27 protein-coding genes and 1 pseudogene are annotated in these 14,631 nt (G+C 66.3%); all 28 read left to right on the forward strand.

The features are described from left to right. The first annotated feature begins 5 nt into the window (after positions 1-5). Positions 6-650, forward strand: coding sequence for a 50S ribosomal protein L3 (gene rplC / locus ABT288_RS38445; RefSeq protein WP_014674369.1), 645 nt, complete (start codon positions 6-8; stop codon positions 648-650). 8 nt (positions 651-658) lie between these two features. Continuing rightward, positions 659-1,312: a 50S ribosomal protein L4 gene (rplD, locus tag ABT288_RS38450; RefSeq protein ID WP_103812795.1), complete on the forward strand. Its 654-nt coding sequence runs from the start codon at positions 659-661 to the stop codon at positions 1,310-1,312. Further along, positions 1,312-1,731 carry a 50S ribosomal protein L23 gene (rplW, locus tag ABT288_RS38455; protein ID WP_351618256.1) on the forward strand — a complete coding sequence of 140 codons (420 nt, stop codon included), beginning with the start codon at positions 1,312-1,314 and terminating at the stop codon, positions 1,729-1,731. Before rplD ends, rplW begins: the two co-directional genes overlap by 1 nt. A 38-nt stretch (positions 1,732-1,769) precedes the next feature. Continuing rightward, a complete protein-coding gene (gene rplB / locus ABT288_RS38460; RefSeq protein WP_201832318.1) occupies positions 1,770-2,606 on the forward strand; it encodes a 50S ribosomal protein L2 in 837 nt (278 codons plus the stop codon). 12 nt (positions 2,607-2,618) lie between these two features. Continuing rightward, on the forward strand, positions 2,619-2,900 hold the full coding sequence (rpsS, locus tag ABT288_RS38465; protein ID WP_023547380.1) for a 30S ribosomal protein S19: 282 nt from the start codon (positions 2,619-2,621) through the stop codon (positions 2,898-2,900). Positions 2,901-2,943: 43 nt separating this feature from the next. Further along, positions 2,944-3,291: a 50S ribosomal protein L22 gene (gene rplV, locus ABT288_RS38470; RefSeq protein ID WP_019329637.1), complete on the forward strand. Its 348-nt coding sequence runs from the start codon at positions 2,944-2,946 to the stop codon at positions 3,289-3,291. Then, positions 3,291-4,109 (forward strand): 30S ribosomal protein S3, encoded by an 819-nt coding sequence (gene rpsC / locus ABT288_RS38475; RefSeq protein WP_055706471.1) that lies wholly within the window; start codon positions 3,291-3,293, stop codon positions 4,107-4,109. Before rplV ends, rpsC begins: the two co-directional genes overlap by 1 nt. A gap of 5 nt (positions 4,110-4,114) precedes the next feature. Next, the gene (gene rplP, locus ABT288_RS38480) at positions 4,115-4,534 is read left to right on the forward strand and encodes a 50S ribosomal protein L16 (protein ID WP_030788270.1); all 420 of its coding nucleotides are present in this window, start codon (positions 4,115-4,117) and stop codon (positions 4,532-4,534) included. After that, positions 4,534-4,758, forward strand: a complete 225-nt coding sequence (gene rpmC, locus ABT288_RS38485) for a 50S ribosomal protein L29 (RefSeq protein ID WP_007494763.1) — start codon at positions 4,534-4,536, stop codon at positions 4,756-4,758. The genes rplP and rpmC overlap by 1 nt, the downstream gene beginning before the upstream one ends. After that, the gene (gene rpsQ / locus ABT288_RS38490; protein WP_018543912.1) at positions 4,758-5,042 is read left to right on the forward strand and encodes a 30S ribosomal protein S17; all 285 of its coding nucleotides are present in this window, start codon (positions 4,758-4,760) and stop codon (positions 5,040-5,042) included. Before rpmC ends, rpsQ begins: the two co-directional genes overlap by 1 nt. 101 nt (positions 5,043-5,143) lie before the next feature. After that, positions 5,144-5,512, forward strand: a complete 369-nt coding sequence (gene rplN, locus ABT288_RS38495; RefSeq protein ID WP_003998823.1) for a 50S ribosomal protein L14 — start codon at positions 5,144-5,146, stop codon at positions 5,510-5,512. Between the two features lie 2 nt (positions 5,513-5,514). Next, positions 5,515-5,838, forward strand: a complete 324-nt coding sequence (rplX, locus tag ABT288_RS38500; RefSeq protein ID WP_069779212.1) for a 50S ribosomal protein L24 — start codon at positions 5,515-5,517, stop codon at positions 5,836-5,838. Beyond that, complete coding sequence (gene rplE / locus ABT288_RS38505; RefSeq protein WP_061920719.1) at positions 5,838-6,395, forward strand: 50S ribosomal protein L5; 558 nt, start codon at positions 5,838-5,840, stop codon at positions 6,393-6,395. The genes rplX and rplE overlap by 1 nt, the downstream gene beginning before the upstream one ends. Before the next feature lie 5 nt (positions 6,396-6,400). Next, positions 6,401-6,586, forward strand: a complete 186-nt coding sequence (locus ABT288_RS38510) for a type Z 30S ribosomal protein S14 (protein WP_003948630.1) — start codon at positions 6,401-6,403, stop codon at positions 6,584-6,586. A gap of 214 nt (positions 6,587-6,800) precedes the next feature. Beyond that, a complete protein-coding gene (gene rpsH / locus ABT288_RS38515) occupies positions 6,801-7,199 on the forward strand; it encodes a 30S ribosomal protein S8 (RefSeq protein ID WP_014674378.1) in 399 nt (132 codons plus the stop codon). A 24-nt stretch (positions 7,200-7,223) separates the two neighbouring features. After that, positions 7,224-7,763, forward strand: coding sequence for a 50S ribosomal protein L6 (rplF, locus tag ABT288_RS38520; RefSeq protein ID WP_351618258.1), 540 nt, complete (start codon positions 7,224-7,226; stop codon positions 7,761-7,763). A 3-nt stretch (positions 7,764-7,766) separates the two neighbouring features. Then, on the forward strand, positions 7,767-8,150 hold the full coding sequence (rplR, locus tag ABT288_RS38525; protein WP_014674380.1) for a 50S ribosomal protein L18: 384 nt from the start codon (positions 7,767-7,769) through the stop codon (positions 8,148-8,150). A gap of 36 nt (positions 8,151-8,186) precedes the next feature. Continuing rightward, positions 8,187-8,792: a 30S ribosomal protein S5 gene (rpsE, locus tag ABT288_RS38530; RefSeq protein ID WP_019753099.1), complete on the forward strand. Its 606-nt coding sequence runs from the start codon at positions 8,187-8,189 to the stop codon at positions 8,790-8,792. A gap of 2 nt (positions 8,793-8,794) precedes the next feature. Next, entirely contained in the window at positions 8,795-8,977 is a 183-nt protein-coding gene (gene rpmD / locus ABT288_RS38535; protein ID WP_003998814.1) for a 50S ribosomal protein L30, read from the forward strand. A 2-nt stretch (positions 8,978-8,979) separates the two neighbouring features. Then, positions 8,980-9,435, forward strand: coding sequence for a 50S ribosomal protein L15 (gene rplO / locus ABT288_RS38540; protein WP_030745257.1), 456 nt, complete (start codon positions 8,980-8,982; stop codon positions 9,433-9,435). 244 nt (positions 9,436-9,679) lie between these two features. Further along, positions 9,680-10,996, forward strand: a complete 1,317-nt coding sequence (gene secY / locus ABT288_RS38545; RefSeq protein WP_351618261.1) for a preprotein translocase subunit SecY — start codon at positions 9,680-9,682, stop codon at positions 10,994-10,996. Then, entirely contained in the window at positions 10,996-11,658 is a 663-nt protein-coding gene (locus ABT288_RS38550; protein WP_351618264.1) for an adenylate kinase, read from the forward strand. Before secY ends, ABT288_RS38550 begins: the two co-directional genes overlap by 1 nt. 99 nt (positions 11,659-11,757) lie before the next feature. After that, entirely contained in the window at positions 11,758-12,594 is an 837-nt protein-coding gene (gene map, locus ABT288_RS38555) for a type I methionyl aminopeptidase (protein ID WP_351618267.1), read from the forward strand. Positions 12,595-12,778: 184 nt separating this feature from the next. Further along, entirely contained in the window at positions 12,779-13,000 is a 222-nt protein-coding gene (infA, locus tag ABT288_RS38560) for a translation initiation factor IF-1 (protein WP_003948620.1), read from the forward strand. Between the two features lie 60 nt (positions 13,001-13,060). Continuing rightward, the gene (rpmJ, locus tag ABT288_RS38565) at positions 13,061-13,174 is read left to right on the forward strand and encodes a 50S ribosomal protein L36 (protein WP_003998809.1); all 114 of its coding nucleotides are present in this window, start codon (positions 13,061-13,063) and stop codon (positions 13,172-13,174) included. Between the two features lie 195 nt (positions 13,175-13,369). Then, on the forward strand, positions 13,370-13,750 hold the full coding sequence (gene rpsM, locus ABT288_RS38570) for a 30S ribosomal protein S13 (protein ID WP_023547369.1): 381 nt from the start codon (positions 13,370-13,372) through the stop codon (positions 13,748-13,750). Between the two features lie 65 nt (positions 13,751-13,815). After that, positions 13,816-14,220 carry a 30S ribosomal protein S11 gene (gene rpsK / locus ABT288_RS38575; protein ID WP_003956432.1) on the forward strand — a complete coding sequence of 135 codons (405 nt, stop codon included), beginning with the start codon at positions 13,816-13,818 and terminating at the stop codon, positions 14,218-14,220. A 150-nt stretch (positions 14,221-14,370) separates the two neighbouring features. Next, positions 14,371-14,631 (forward strand): annotated as a pseudogene (locus ABT288_RS38580) (DNA-directed RNA polymerase subunit alpha); the annotation flags it as partial.

A 14,631-nucleotide genomic window follows, 5' to 3' on the forward strand; every position in this document is an offset into this window, starting at 1 on the left:
TGAGAATGGCTAAGCAGATCAAGGGCATCCTGGGCGAGAAGCTCGGCATGACGCAGGTGTGGGACGAGAACAACCGCGTTGTTCCGGTCACCGTCGTCAAGGCCGGCCCCAACGTCGTCACCCAGGTCCGTACGAACGACGTCGACGGCTACGAGTCGGTCCAGATCGCCTTCGGCGAGATCGACCCGCGCAAGGTGAACAAGCCCCTCAAGGGCCACTTCGCCAAGGCCGACGTCACCCCGCGCCGCCACCTCGTCGAGATCCGCACCGCGGACGCCTCCGAGTACACGCTCGGCCAGGAGATCACCGCCGAGGTGTTCGAGGCCGGTGTCAAGGTCGACGTGACCGGCAAGAGCAAGGGCAAGGGCTTCGCCGGTGTCATGAAGCGCCACAACTTCCGTGGCCTCGGCGCCGGACACGGCACCCAGCGCAAGCACCGCTCGCCCGGTTCCATCGGTGGCTGCGCCACCCCGGGCCGCGTGTTCAAGGGCCTCCGCATGGCGGGTCGCATGGGCAACGAGCGGGTCACCACCCAGAACCTGACCGTCCACGCCGTTGACGCGGAGAAGGGTCTGCTGCTCATCAAGGGCGCGGTTCCCGGTCCGAACGGCGGCCTCGTCCTGGTCCGCACCGCGGCCAAGGGGGCCTGAGGTAACCGATGAGCACTGTTGACATCCTTTCGCCGGCTGGCGAGAAGGCCGGTTCCGTCGAGCTCCCCGCGGAGATCTTCGACGCCAAGGTCAGCGTTCCGCTGATCCACCAGGTCGTCGTCGCGCAGCTGGCCGCTGCCCGCCAGGGCACGCACAAGACCAAGACCCGCGGTGAAGTCCGTGGTGGCGGCAAGAAGCCGTACCGCCAGAAGGGCACCGGTCGCGCCCGCCAGGGTTCGACCCGCGCGCCGCAGTTCGCCGGTGGTGGCGTCGTGCACGGTCCCGTGCCGCGCGACTACTCGCAGCGCACCCCGAAGAAGATGAAGGCCGCCGCCCTGCGCGGTGCCCTCACCGACCGGGCGCGTCACAACCGCATCCACGTCGTCTCCGGCGTGGTCGAGGGCGAGACCCCCAGCACCAAGGCCGCCAAGTCGCTGTTCGGCAAGATCTCGGAGCGCAAGAACCTGCTCCTGGTCGTCGACCGCGCCGACGAGGCCGCGTGGCTGTCCGCCCGCAACCTGCCCCAGGTCCACATCCTGGAGCCGGGCCAGCTGAACACGTACGACGTTCTCGTCTCGGACGACGTGGTCTTCACCCAGGCCGCTTTCGAGTCCTTCGTCGCCGGCCCGAAGGCCAACGACACCGAAGGGAGCGAGGTCTGATGGCCATCCGTCACCCGAGCATCGCCTCGAAGGCCGCCAAGGCCGCCAAGGCCGCGCGCGTCGCCAAGGCGCGTCGTCACGCCGCCGAGGGCAAGAACACCGTCGAGACCCCGCTGAGCAAGTCGTACACGGACCCCCGTGACGTCCTGCTGAAGCCGGTCGTCTCCGAGAAGAGCTACGCGCTCCTCGACGAGAACAAGTACACGTTCATCGTCGACCCGAACGCCAACAAGACCCAGATCAAGCAGGCCGTCCAGGCGGTCTTCGACGTCAAGGTCACCGGGGTCAACACGATCAACCGCCAGGGCAAGCGCAAGCGCACGAAGACCGGTTTCGGTCAGCGTGCCGGCAGCAAGCGCGCGATCGTGACCCTCGCCGAGGGCGACCGTATCGACATCTTCGGCGGTCCGACCGCGTAAGCGGGTCGGATCGTCCGATATCGGACGAGGACTGAGAAATGGGAATCCGCAAGTACAAGCCGACTACGCCGGGCCGTCGTGGCGCCAGCGTCGCCGACTTCGTCGAGGTCACGCGGTCCACGCCGGAGAAGTCGCTGGTCCGCCCCCTGCACAGCAAGGGCGGCCGTAACAACGCCGGTCGTGTGACCGTTCGCCACCAGGGTGGCGGACACAAGCGCGCCTACCGCGTGATCGACTTCCGTCGTCACGACAAGGACGGCGTGCCGGCGAAGGTCGCGCACATCGAGTACGACCCCAACCGCACCGCGCGCATCGCGCTGCTGCACTACGCCGACGGCGAGAAGCGCTACATCCTCGCCCCGCGCAACCTGCAGCAGGGTGACCGCGTCGAGAACGGTCCCGGGGCCGACATCAAGCCGGGCAACAACCTGGCCCTCCGCAACATCCCGGTCGGTACCACGATCCACGCGATCGAGCTCCGTCCCGGTGGCGGTGCCAAGTTCGCCCGTTCCGCCGGTGCCTCCGTGCAGCTGCTCGCGAAGGAGGGCTCCTACGCCCACCTGCGCATGCCGTCCGGCGAGGTCCGCCTGGTCGACGTCCGCTGCCGCGCCACCATCGGTGAGGTCGGCAACGCCGAGCAGAGCAACATCAACTGGGGTAAGGCCGGCCGTAAGCGGTGGCTGGGCGTCCGCCCGACCGTCCGTGGTGTCGTGATGAACCCGGTTGACCACCCGCACGGTGGTGGTGAGGGCCGGACCTCCGGTGGTCGCCACCCTGTGTCCCCGTGGGGCAAGAAGGAAGGCCGTACTCGTTCGCCCAAGAAGGCGTCGAACAAGTACATCGTCCGCCGCCGCAAGACGAACAAGAAGCGCTAAGGACGGGTTGAGATGCCTCGTAGCCTGAAGAAGGGGCCCTTCGTCGACGACCACCTGATCAAGAAGGTGGACGCCCAGAACGAAGCCGGCACCAAGAACGTCATCAAGACCTGGTCCCGCCGCTCGATGATCGTCCCGGCCATGCTGGGCCACACGCTCGCGGTGCACAACGGCAAGACCCACATCCCGGTGTTCGTCACCGAGTCGATGGTCGGCCACAAGCTCGGCGAGTTCTCGCCGACGCGCACCTTCCGGGGTCACGTCAAGGAAGACCGGAAGTCGAAGCGCCGCTAGTAGCGGATCGCATTCAGACACGTAAGTAACTGAAGGGACAACCATGGAAGCCAGGGCCCAGGCGCGGTACATCCGCGTCACGCCCATGAAGGCCCGCCGCGTGGTGGACCTCATCCGTGGCATGGACGCCACGGAGGCCCAGGCTGTTCTGCGATTCGCTCCGCAGGCAGCCTCCGTGCCGGTCGGCAAGGTGCTCGACAGCGCCATCGCCAACGCCGCGCACAACTACGACCACACCGACGCCGACAGCCTCTACATCTCCGAGGCGTACGTCGACGAGGGTCCGACCCTGAAGCGGTTCCGTCCGCGTGCCCAGGGCCGTGCCTACCGGATCCGCAAGCGGACCAGCCACATCACCGTGGTCGTCAGCAGCAAGGAAGGAACCCGGTAATGGGCCAGAAGGTAAACCCGCATGGGTTCCGGCTCGGTGTCACGACCGACTTCAAGTCGCGTTGGTACGCCGACAAGCTGTACAAGGACTACGTCAAGGAAGACGTCGCCATCCGTCGGATGATGACGTCCGGCATGGAGCGCGCCGGTATCTCGAAGGTGGAGATCGAGCGCACCCGTGACCGCGTGCGTGTGGACATCCACACCGCTCGTCCGGGCATCGTCATCGGCCGCCGTGGCGCCGAGGCCGACCGCATCCGCGGCGACCTCGAGAAGCTCACGGGCAAGCAGGTCCAGCTGAACATCCTCGAGGTCAAGAACCCCGAGACCGATGCCCAGCTGGTTGCCCAGGCCGTTGCCGAGCAGCTCTCCTCCCGCGTCTCCTTCCGTCGGGCCATGCGCAAGAGCATGCAGTCCGCCATGAAGGCCGGTGCCAAGGGCATCAAGATCCAGTGCGGCGGCCGCCTCGGCGGCGCCGAGATGTCCCGCTCGGAGTTCTACCGCGAGGGCCGCGTGCCCCTGCACACGCTCCGCGCGAACGTGGACTACGGCTTCTTCGAGGCCAAGACGACCTTCGGCCGCATCGGTGTGAAGGTCTGGATCTACAAGGGCGACGTCAAGAACATCGCCGAGGTCCGCGCCGAGAACGCTGCCGCCCGTGCGGGTAACCGCCCGGCCCGCGGTGGTGCCGACCGCCCGGCCCGTGGTGGCCGCGGTGGCGAGCGGCGCGGTCGCAAGCCGCAGCAGGCTGCCGGCGCCGAGGCCCCCAAGGCCGAGGCCCCCGCCGCTCCGGCTGAGAGCACCGGAACGGAGGCCTGACCGACATGCTGATCCCCCGTAGGGTCAAGCACCGCAAGCAGCACCACCCGAAGCGTCGCGGTGAGGCCAAGGGCGGTACGACGGTCGCGTTCGGCGAGTACGGCATCCAGGCCCTCACGCCGGCGTACGTGACCAACCGCCAGATCGAGGCGGCTCGTATCGCGATGACCCGCCACATCAAGCGTGGCGGCAAGGTCTGGATCAACATCTACCCGGACCGCCCGCTCACGAAGAAGCCGGCCGAGACCCGCATGGGTTCCGGTAAGGGTTCGCCGGAGTGGTGGATCGCGAACGTGCACCCGGGCCGGGTCATGTTCGAGCTGTCCTACCCGAACGAGAAGATTGCGCGTGAGGCCCTCACTCGTGCGGCTCACAAGCTGCCGATGAAGTGCCGGATCGTCAAGCGCGAGGCAGGTGAAGCGTGATGTCGGCCGGTACCAAGGCGTCCGAGCTGCGCGAGCTGGGCAACGAGGAGCTTCTGGCGAAGCTCCGCGAGGCCAAGGAAGAGCTGTTCAACCTCCGCTTCCAGGCGGCGACGGGCCAGCTCGAGAACCACGGCCGTCTGAAGGCGGTCCGCAAGGACATCGCGCGGATCTACACCCTGATGCGCGAGCGTGAGCTGGGCATCGAAACGGTGGAGAACGCCTGATGAGCGAGAAGAACGTGACTGAGAACGCAGAGGCCCGCGGCTTCCGCAAGACCCGTGAGGGTCTCGTCGTCAGCGACAAGATGGACAAGACCGTCGTCGTCGCCGTCGAGGACCGCGTCAAGCACGCGCTGTACGGCAAGGTCATCCGCCGTACCAACAAGCTCAAGGCGCACGACGAGCAGAACGCCGCGGGTGTCGGCGACCGCGTCCTCCTCATGGAGACCCGGCCGCTGTCCGCGACGAAGCGCTGGCGCGTCGTCGAGATCCTCGAGAAGGCCAAGTAATTCTCCTGCGGGGCGCCCCTCGCAGGACAGTTCCGCCAGGCTCCGGGGGCCCGCTCGGTTGAGCGGCCCCCGGGGAACCGGCAGACATTCAGGAGATAGACGTGATCCAGCAGGAGTCGCGACTGCGTGTCGCCGACAACACTGGTGCGAAGGAGATCCTTTGCATCCGTGTGCTCGGTGGCTCCGGTCGCCGCTACGCGGGCATCGGTGACGTCATCGTCGCCACCGTCAAGGACGCGATCCCCGGTGGCAACGTGAAGAAGGGTGACGTCGTCAAGGCGGTCATCGTTCGCACCGTCAAGGAGCGCCGCCGTCCGGACGGCTCGTACATCCGCTTCGACGAGAACGCCGCCGTCATTCTGAAGAACGACGGCGACCCTCGCGGCACCCGCATCTTCGGCCCGGTCGGCCGTGAGCTGCGCGAGAAGAAGTTCATGAAGATCATCTCGCTCGCGCCGGAGGTGCTGTAAGCATGAAGATCAAGAAGGGCGACCTGGTCCAGGTCATCACCGGTAAGGACAAGGGCAAGCAGGGCAAGGTCATCGCGGCCTACCCCCGCGAGGACCGTGTCCTGGTCGAGGGTGTCAACCGGGTCAAGAAGCACACCAAGGCCGGTCCGACCGCTCGCGGTTCCCAGGCCGGCGGCATCGTGACCACCGAGGCCCCGATCCACGTGTCCAACGTTCAGCTGGTCGTGGAGAAGGACGGTCAGAAGGTCGTCACGCGTGTCGGCTACCGCTTCGACGACGAAGGCAACAAGATCCGCGTTGCCAAGCGGACGGGTGAGGACATCTGATGGCTACCACCACCACTCCGCGTCTGAAGCAGAAGTACCGCGAGGAGATCGCGGGCAAGCTGCGTGACGAGTTCAAGTACGAGAACGTCATGCAGGTTCCCGGCCTCGTGAAGATCGTGGTCAACATGGGTGTGGGCGACGCCGCCCGCGACTCCAAGCTGATCGAGGGCGCCATCCGCGACCTCACCACGATCACCGGTCAGAAGCCGGCCGTCACCAAGGCCCGCAAGTCCATCGCGCAGTTCAAGCTGCGTGAGGGCCAGCCGATCGGTGCCCACGTCACGCTCCGTGGCGACCGCATGTGGGAGTTCCTGGACCGCACCCTGTCGCTCGCGCTGCCGCGCATCCGCGACTTCCGCGGCCTGTCCCCCAAGCAGTTCGACGGCCGTGGCAACTACACCTTCGGTCTCACGGAGCAGGTCATGTTCCACGAGATCGACCAGGACAAGATCGACCGTACCCGGGGCATGGACATCACCGTGGTCACCACGGCGACCAACGACGCTGAGGGCCGCGCGCTCCTTCGTCACCTCGGCTTCCCGTTCAAGGAGGCGTGAGCGAGATGGCGAAGAAGGCTCTGATTGCCAAGGCTGCTCGCAAGCCCAAGTTCGGTGTGCGTGGCTACACCCGCTGCCAGCGCTGCGGCCGTCCGCACTCCGTGTACCGCAAGTTCGGCCTCTGCCGCGTGTGCCTTCGTGAGATGGCTCACCGTGGCGAGCTGCCGGGCGTGACCAAGAGCTCCTGGTAATCCCCGCTTTTAGGGATTCCTGAAGCTCTCGGTAAGCAATGGGCGTGTCAGGCGCTCACCCCTTCATGGCTTAGGCTTGGAGGGTTGGGCGCCTGACAGTCGCCCGTACGACTTACTACGCCGTAGGTCCACCGCGCCGCACCCGTCCCGTCTCGGATCGGGGAGAGGGATGGCGCACCAGGAAACCCCGGCGAGAGAGGCCGAAGGCCAATTCATGACCATGACTGATCCGATCGCAGACATGCTGACGCGTCTGCGGAACGCGAACTCGGCGTACCACGACTCGGTGTCGATGCCGCACTCCAAGATCAAGTCGCACATCGCGGAGATCCTCCAGCAGGAGGGCTTCATCACGGGCTGGAAGGTCGAGGACGCCGAGGTCGGCAAGAACCTCGTCCTGGAGCTGAAGTTCGGCCCCAACCGTGAGCGCTCCATCGCGGGCATCAAGCGGATCTCCAAGCCCGGTCTCCGGGTGTACGCGAAGTCCACCAACCTGCCGAAGGTGCTCGGCGGCCTCGGCGTGGCGATCATCTCCACGTCGCACGGGCTCCTCACCGACAAGCAGGCCGGCAAGAAGGGCGTGGGTGGGGAAGTCCTCGCCTACGTCTGGTAGCAGAAGGGAACGGAGGAAACAGCTATGTCGCGCATCGGCAAGCTCCCCATCGCGGTTCCCGCCGGCGTGGACGTCACCATCGACGGCCGTACGGTCTCGGTCAAGGGCCCCAAGGGCTCGCTGACCCACACCGTCTCGGCTCCGATCGACATCGCTAAGGGCGAGGACGGCACCCTGCAGGTGACCCGCCCGAACGACGAGCGTCAGAGCAAGGCCCTGCACGGCCTCTCCCGCACGCTGGTGGCGAACATGATCACCGGCGTGACCCAGGGTTACGTGAAGAAGCTCGAGATCAGCGGTGTCGGTTACCGAGTGACCGCCAAGGGTTCGAACCTGGAGTTCGCTCTCGGTTACAGCCACCCGATCCTGGTCGAGGCCCCGGAGGGCATCTCCTTCAAGGTGGAGTCCCCGACCAAGTTCTCGGTCGAGGGCATCGACAAGCAGAAGGTCGGCGAGGTTGCGGCCAACATCCGCAAGCTGCGCAAGCCCGACCCGTACAAGGCCAAGGGCGTCAAGTACGAGGGCGAAGTCATCCGCCGCAAGGTCGGAAAGGCGGGTAAGTAAGCCATGGCATACGGGCAGAAGATCCTCAAGGGCGACGCCTACAAGCGCGCCGCGATCAAGCGCCGTCACATCCGGATCCGCAAGCGGATCTCCGGTACGGCGGAGCGCCCCCGTCTGGTCGTGACCCGCTCCAACCGCCACATCGTGGCGCAGGTGATCGACGACCTGAAGGGCCACACCCTGGCGTCGGCGTCCACGCTGGACGCGTCGATCCGTGGTGGCGAGGCCGACAAGTCCGCGCAGGCCAAGCAGGTCGGTGCCCTGGTCGCCGAGCGTGCCAAGGCCGCCGGTGTCGAGGCCGTCGTGTTCGACCGTGGTGGCAACCAGTACGCCGGGCGCATCGCCGCCCTGGCGGACGCCGCCCGCGAGGCCGGGCTCAAGTTCTGAGCCGCTTGTAGCTAGCGGAAAGAGAGAGGTAATCCAATGGCTGGACCCCAGCGCCGCGGAAGCGGTGCCGGTGGCGGCGAGCGGCGGGACCGGAAGGGCCGTGACGGCGGCGCTGCTGCCGCCGAGAAGACCGCGTACGTTGAGCGCGTCGTCGCGATCAACCGCGTCGCCAAGGTTGTGAAGGGTGGTCGTCGCTTCAGCTTCACCGCGCTGGTCGTGGTGGGCGACGGTGACGGCACCGTGGGTGTCGGATACGGCAAGGCCAAGGAGGTGCCGGCCGCCATCGCCAAGGGCGTTGAGGAGGCCAAGAAGCACTTCTTCAAGGTCCCCCGGATCCAGGGCACCATCCCGCACCCGATCCAGGGTGAGAAGGCTGCCGGCGTCGTGCTGCTCAAGCCCGCGTCCCCGGGTACCGGTGTTATCGCCGGTGGTCCGGTGCGTGCCGTGCTCGAGTGCGCCGGTATCCACGACGTGCTGTCGAAGTCGCTCGGCTCCGACAACGCGATCAACATCGTGCACGCGACCGTGGAGGCCCTGAAGGGTCTGCAGCGTCCCGAGGAGATCGCGGCCCGCCGTGGTCTGCCGCTCGAGGACGTCGCTCCCGCGGCTCTGCTGCGTGCGCGTGCCGGGGCGGGTGCGTAATCATGGCGCAGCTCAAGATCACGCAGGTCAAGTCCTACATCGGCAGCAAGCAGAACCACCGTGACACCCTTCGGTCGCTTGGTCTCAAGGGGATCAACACCGTGGTCGTCAAGGAGGACCGCCCCGAGTTCCGCGGCATGGTGCACACCGTCCGCCACCTCGTGACGGTCGAGGAGGTCGACTGATCATGGCGGAGCAGAACCCGCTGAAGATCCACAACCTCCGTCCGGCCCCCGGCGCCAAGACCGCCAAGACCCGTGTCGGTCGTGGTGAGGCGTCGAAGGGTAAGACGGCCGGTCGTGGTACCAAGGGCACCAAGGCCCGCTACCAGGTTCCGGAGCGCTTCGAGGGTGGCCAGATGCCGCTGCACATGCGCCTCCCGAAGCTGAAGGGCTTCAAGAACCCGTTCAAGACCGAGTACCAGGTCGTGAACCTCGACAAGCTGGCCGCGCTGTACCCCGAGGGTGGCGAGGTCACCGTCGAGGGTCTGGTGGCCAAGGGTGCCGTTCGCAAGAACAGCCTCGTCAAGGTCCTCGGCCAGGGTGAGGTCTCCGTGGCGCTGCAGGTGACGGTCGACGCCGTCTCCGGCTCCGCCAAGGAGAAGATCACCGCCGCCGGCGGTACGGTCACCGAGCTGGTCTGAGCCCCTCAGGTCCCTCGATGACATGAACGATCCCGACCGGGGATACCCCACAAAAGGGGTATCCCCGGTCGGTCGTTCCTAGGGCGGTGCTCTCGCAGGTAAGGTGGCCAGCACTGCCTACTTTCAATGGATGCTTCCCATGGGGCACCCTGAGCGGCAGTTGACCGTTAGTAATTCGTCTGTATCCGTCGAACCTCAAGACCGTCACCCTTGACGCAGTTGCGCGGGGGTCGCAGGAGGCACCGTGCTCACCGCGTTCGCCCGGGCGTTCAAGACGCCCGACCTGCGCAAGAAGCTGCTCTTCACGCTGGGCATCATCGTGGTCTACCGCGTCGGTACCCACGTTCCGATCCCCGGCGTGAACTACGCGTCTGTCCAGCAGTGCGTAAAGGAGGCCTCTGGCAACCAGGGGCTCTTCGGCATGATCAACATGTTCAGCGGCGGTGCGCTGCTGCAGATCACGGTCTTCGCGCTCGGCATCATGCCGTACATCACGGCCAGCATCATCCTTCAGCTGCTGACCGTGGTCATCCCGCGCCTGGAAGCCCTGAAGAAGGAGGGCCAGGCCGGTACGGCGAAGATCACGCAGTACACCCGTTACCTGACGGTGGCCCTCGCCATCCTGCAGGGCACCGGCCTGGTCGCCACCGCCCGCAGCGGCCGGCTGTTCAACGGCTGCTCGGTCGCCACGACCATCGTCCCGAACCAGGGGATCTTCACGACGATCACGATGGTCGTCTGCATGACCGCCGGTACGGCCGTCGTGATGTGGCTCGGTGAGCTGATCACCGACCGCGGCATCGGCAACGGCATGTCGATCCTGATGTTCATCTCGATCGCCGCCACGTTCCCGTCCGCGCTGTGGGCCATCAAGAAGCAGGGCACCCTGGCCGGCGGCTGGATCGAGTTCGGCACCGTCATCCTGGTCGGCCTCGTCATGGTCGCGCTCGTCGTCTTCGTCGAGCAGGCCCAGCGCCGTATCCCGGTGCAGTACGCGAAGCGCATGATCGGCCGCCGCTCCTACGGCGGTACGTCCACGTACATCCCGCTCAAGGTGAACCAGGCGGGTGTGATTCCCGTCATCTTCGCCTCCTCGCTGCTCTACATCCCGGCGCTGGTGGCGCAGTTCGCAGGAGGGAAGTCGGGCTGGAAGACGTGGATCGAGCAGAACCTGACCAAGCAGGGTGACAGCCCCACCTACATCACTCTGTACTTCTTGCTCATCGTTTTCTTCGCGTTCTTCTACGTGGCGATCTCCTTCAACCCCGAGGAAGTCGCCGACAACATGAAGAAGTATGGTGGCTTCATCCCGGGCATCCGGGCTGGCCGACCGACCGCTGAGTACCTCAGCTACGTGCTCAACCGGATCACCTGGCCGGGTTCGCTGTATCTGGGTCTGATCGCTCTCGTACCGACAATGGCGTTGGTGGGCTTCGGGGCAAGCCAGAACTTCCCGTTCGGTGGGACCAGCATCCTCATCATCGTGGGTGTCGGCCTCGAGACGGTGAAGCAGATCGAGAGCCAGCTCCAGCAGCGCAATTACGAAGGGTTCCTCCGCTGATGCGTATCGTCCTCGTCGGGCCGCCGGGTGCCGGTAAGGGAACGCAAGCCGTCCGTCTCGCCGAGAAGCTGGCCATCCCGCACATCTCGACGGGCGACCTGTTCCGGGCCAACATCAGCCAGCAGACCGAGCTGGGCAAGCTCGCGAAGTCCTACATGGACGCCGGCAACCTCGTCCCGGACGAGGTCACCATCGCCATGGCCAAGGACCGCATGGAGCAGCCGGACGCCGAGAAGGGCTTCCTGCTGGACGGCTTCCCGCGCAACGTCTCGCAGGCCGAGGCACTGGACCAGCTCCTGGACACCGAGGGCATCAAGCTGGACGCCGTCCTGGACCTGGAGGTCCCGGAGGCCGAGGTCGTCAAGCGGATCGCCGGCCGGCGCGTCTGCCGCAACGAGTCCTCGCACGTCTTCCACGTGACGTACAGCCCGCCGAAGAAGGAGGGCGTGTGCGACGTCTGCGGCGGTGAGCTGTACCAGCGCGACGACGACTCCGAGGACACCGTCCGCAAGCGGCTCGAGGTCTACCACACGCAGACCGAGCCGATCATCGACTACTACAAGGCGCAGGGCCTGGTCGTGACGATCTCCTCCCTGGGCCCCGTGGACGAGATCACGCAGCGGGCGCTGGAGGCCCTCAAGCGTGAGAAGGCCGAGCAGTAGCAGTCCGGCCCCTCCGGCCGCGGTGCCCTCCCCGGGTGCCGCGGCCGTACTGTTGTACAGATGTCCCAGCCGATGAGTGACGGAGAGCGCAGGCCCCCCATGGTGCAGATCAAGACGCCCGAGCAGATCGCGAAGATGCGTGCGGCGGGTCTGGTCGTCGCCGCCATCCACGCGGCCACCCGCGAGGCCGCGGTGCCCGGCGCCTCCACCAAGGACCTGGACGAGGTCGCCCGCAAGGTCCTCGCCGAGCACGGCGCGAAGTCGAACTTCCTCGGCTACGGCGGTTTCCCGGCGACCATCTGCACGTCCGTGAACGACGTCGTCGTCCACGGCATCCCCTCGGACACCGTCGTCCTCAAGGACGGCGACATCATCTCCATCGACTGCGGCGCGATCGTCGACGGCTGGCACGGCGACGCCGCCTACACGGCCTTCGTGGGCTCCGGTCACGCCCCGGAGCTGATCGAGCTCTCCCGGGTGACCGAGGAGTCGATGTGGGCCGGCATCGCGGCCATGAAGCAGGGCAACCGCCTGGTCGACATCTCCCGCGCCGTCGAGACGTACATCCGCCGCCAGCCGAAGCCGGGCGGCGGCAAGTACGGGATCATCGAGGACTACGGCGGCCACGGCATCGGCACCGAGATGCACATGGACCCGCATCTGCTGAACTACGTCGACCGCCGCCGCGGCAAGGGCCCCAAGCTGGTGCCCGGCTTCTGCCTCGCGATCGAGCCGATGGTCTCCCTCGGCACCCCGCGCACGGAGGTCCTCTCCGACGACTGGACCGTCATCACGACCGACGGCACCTGGTCCTCGCACTGGGAGCACTCGGTCGCCCTCACCGAGCAGGGCCCGCTGGTGCTGACGGCTCCCGACGGGGGCCGGGCCAAGCTGGCGGAGTACGGCATCACGGCCGCGCCCGACCCGCTCGCCTAGCGAACTCGCCGAGAGAACTCGCCTGAAGAACACCCGCTCGCTTAGCGATCACCCTGATGGGGCAGACTTCCTCGATTCGCGTTTCCGGGTGCGCCGACGTAGACTGACTCGTCGGCTCTCGTGTACCCGCATGTCCGCATGCCCCTCGTGAGCCGATCAAGGTAGTCGATTCGAAGGGCGAAGCGTGGCCAAGAAGCAAGGTGCCATCGAGATCGAGGGCACTGTCGTCGAGTCTCTTCCGAACGCGATGTTCAAGGTCGAGCTCCAGAACGGCCACCAGGTCCTGGCACACATCAGCGGCAAGATGCGTATGCACTACATCCGCATCCTCCCTGACGACCGGGTCGTGGTGGAGTTGTCTCCTTACGACCTGACGCGTGGCCGGATCGTCTACCGGTACAAGTAGATCTTGCCCGCATCCCGCTCCCCGCGGGGTGGTGGCACTGACCCGGAGAACCTCAATCCAATGAAGGTCAAGCCGAGCGTCAAGAAGATCTGCGACAAGTGCAGGGTGATCCGCCGTCACGGGCGGGTCATGGTCATCTGCGAGAACCCGCGCCACAAGCAGCGCCAGGGCTGACGCACGACCACACCCTCTGCACCGCTATCGCAGAGAATCGCGCGACGCGAGCTGAATATGTTCATACGCAGGACCCAAGCCGTCGCAAGCGGTTTGACACCCCCGGTTCGGAGGCCGGGGACCCGGTTCGTACCTCGTACGGCGGCCGGGATCCGGTTCTGCGGAAGACCTCCGAAGATCACCAGGAGCCATTGAATGGCACGCGTTTCCGGTGTTGACATCCCGCGCGAAAAGCGCGTGGAGGTCGCCCTCACCTACGTGTTCGGCATCGGCCGGACCCTCTCGAAGGAGACGCTGGCTGCGACCGGCGTCGACCCGAACACCCGCGTTCGTGACCTGACCGAAGAGCAGCTGGTCGCGATCCGCGAGTACGTCGACAACAACATCAAGACCGAGGGTGACCTCCGTCGCGAGATCCAGGCCGACATCCGCCGCAAGGTCGAGATCGGCTGCTACCAGGGTCTGCGTCACCGTCGCGGTCTGCCCGTCCGCGGTCAGCGCACCAGCACCAACGCCCGTACCCGCAAGGGCCCGCGTCGCGCCATCGCCGGCAAGAAGAAGCCGGGCAAGAAGTAGTCCGCAGCGGACACCTGTCCACGGTCTTCGCTGTAGGACCGACCACCTCCCGTAGGAGTTAGTAGATGCCCCCCAAGGGACGTCAGGGCGCTGCCAAGAAGGTGCGCCGCAAGGAAAAGAAGAACGTCGCTCACGGCCACGCGCACATCAAGAGCACGTTCAACAACACGATCGTCTCGATCACGGACCCGTCCGGCAACGTGATCTCCTGGGCCTCCGCCGGCCACGTCGGCTTCAAGGGCTCCCGGAAGTCCACGCCGTTCGCCGCGCAGATGGCTGCCGAGTCGGCCGCCCGCCGCGCCCAGGAGCACGGCATGCGCAAGGTCGACGTGTTCGTCAAGGGCCCGGGCTCCGGTCGTGAGACCGCGATCCGCTCCCTGCAGGCCACGGGCCTCGAGGTCGGCTCCATCCAGGACGTCACCCCGACCCCGCACAACGGCTGCCGTCCGCCGAAGCGCCGCCGCGTCTGACGCACGGCCTTCGTCTGGCTCAGGGTTCGGGCGGTACGGCTCCTTTCGGTCGTACCGCCCGTACCCTTGCAGTACCCGCGCTTTTCACGGGCGCGGTTTCCGTCGGACGTCAAATAGCGGGCGTCCACGAATGAAGGATCTGATCCACACATGCTGATCGCTCAGCGACCCTCGTTGACCGAAGAGGTCGTCGACGAGTTCCGCTCCCGGTTCGTGATCGAGCCGCTGGAGCCGGGCTTCGGCTACACCCTCGGCAACTCCCTCCGCCGTACGCTCCTGTCGTCGATCCCCGGCGCTGCTGTCACCAGCATCCGCATCGACGGTGTCCTGCACGAGTTCACCACCGTGCCGGGCGTCAAGGAGGACGTCACCGACCTGATCCTCAACATCAAGCAGCTGGTCGTCTCCTCG

This window comes from Streptomyces sp. NPDC001093 (assembly GCF_040298985.1).
GTDB lineage: Bacteria > Actinomycetota > Actinomycetes > Streptomycetales > Streptomycetaceae > Streptomyces.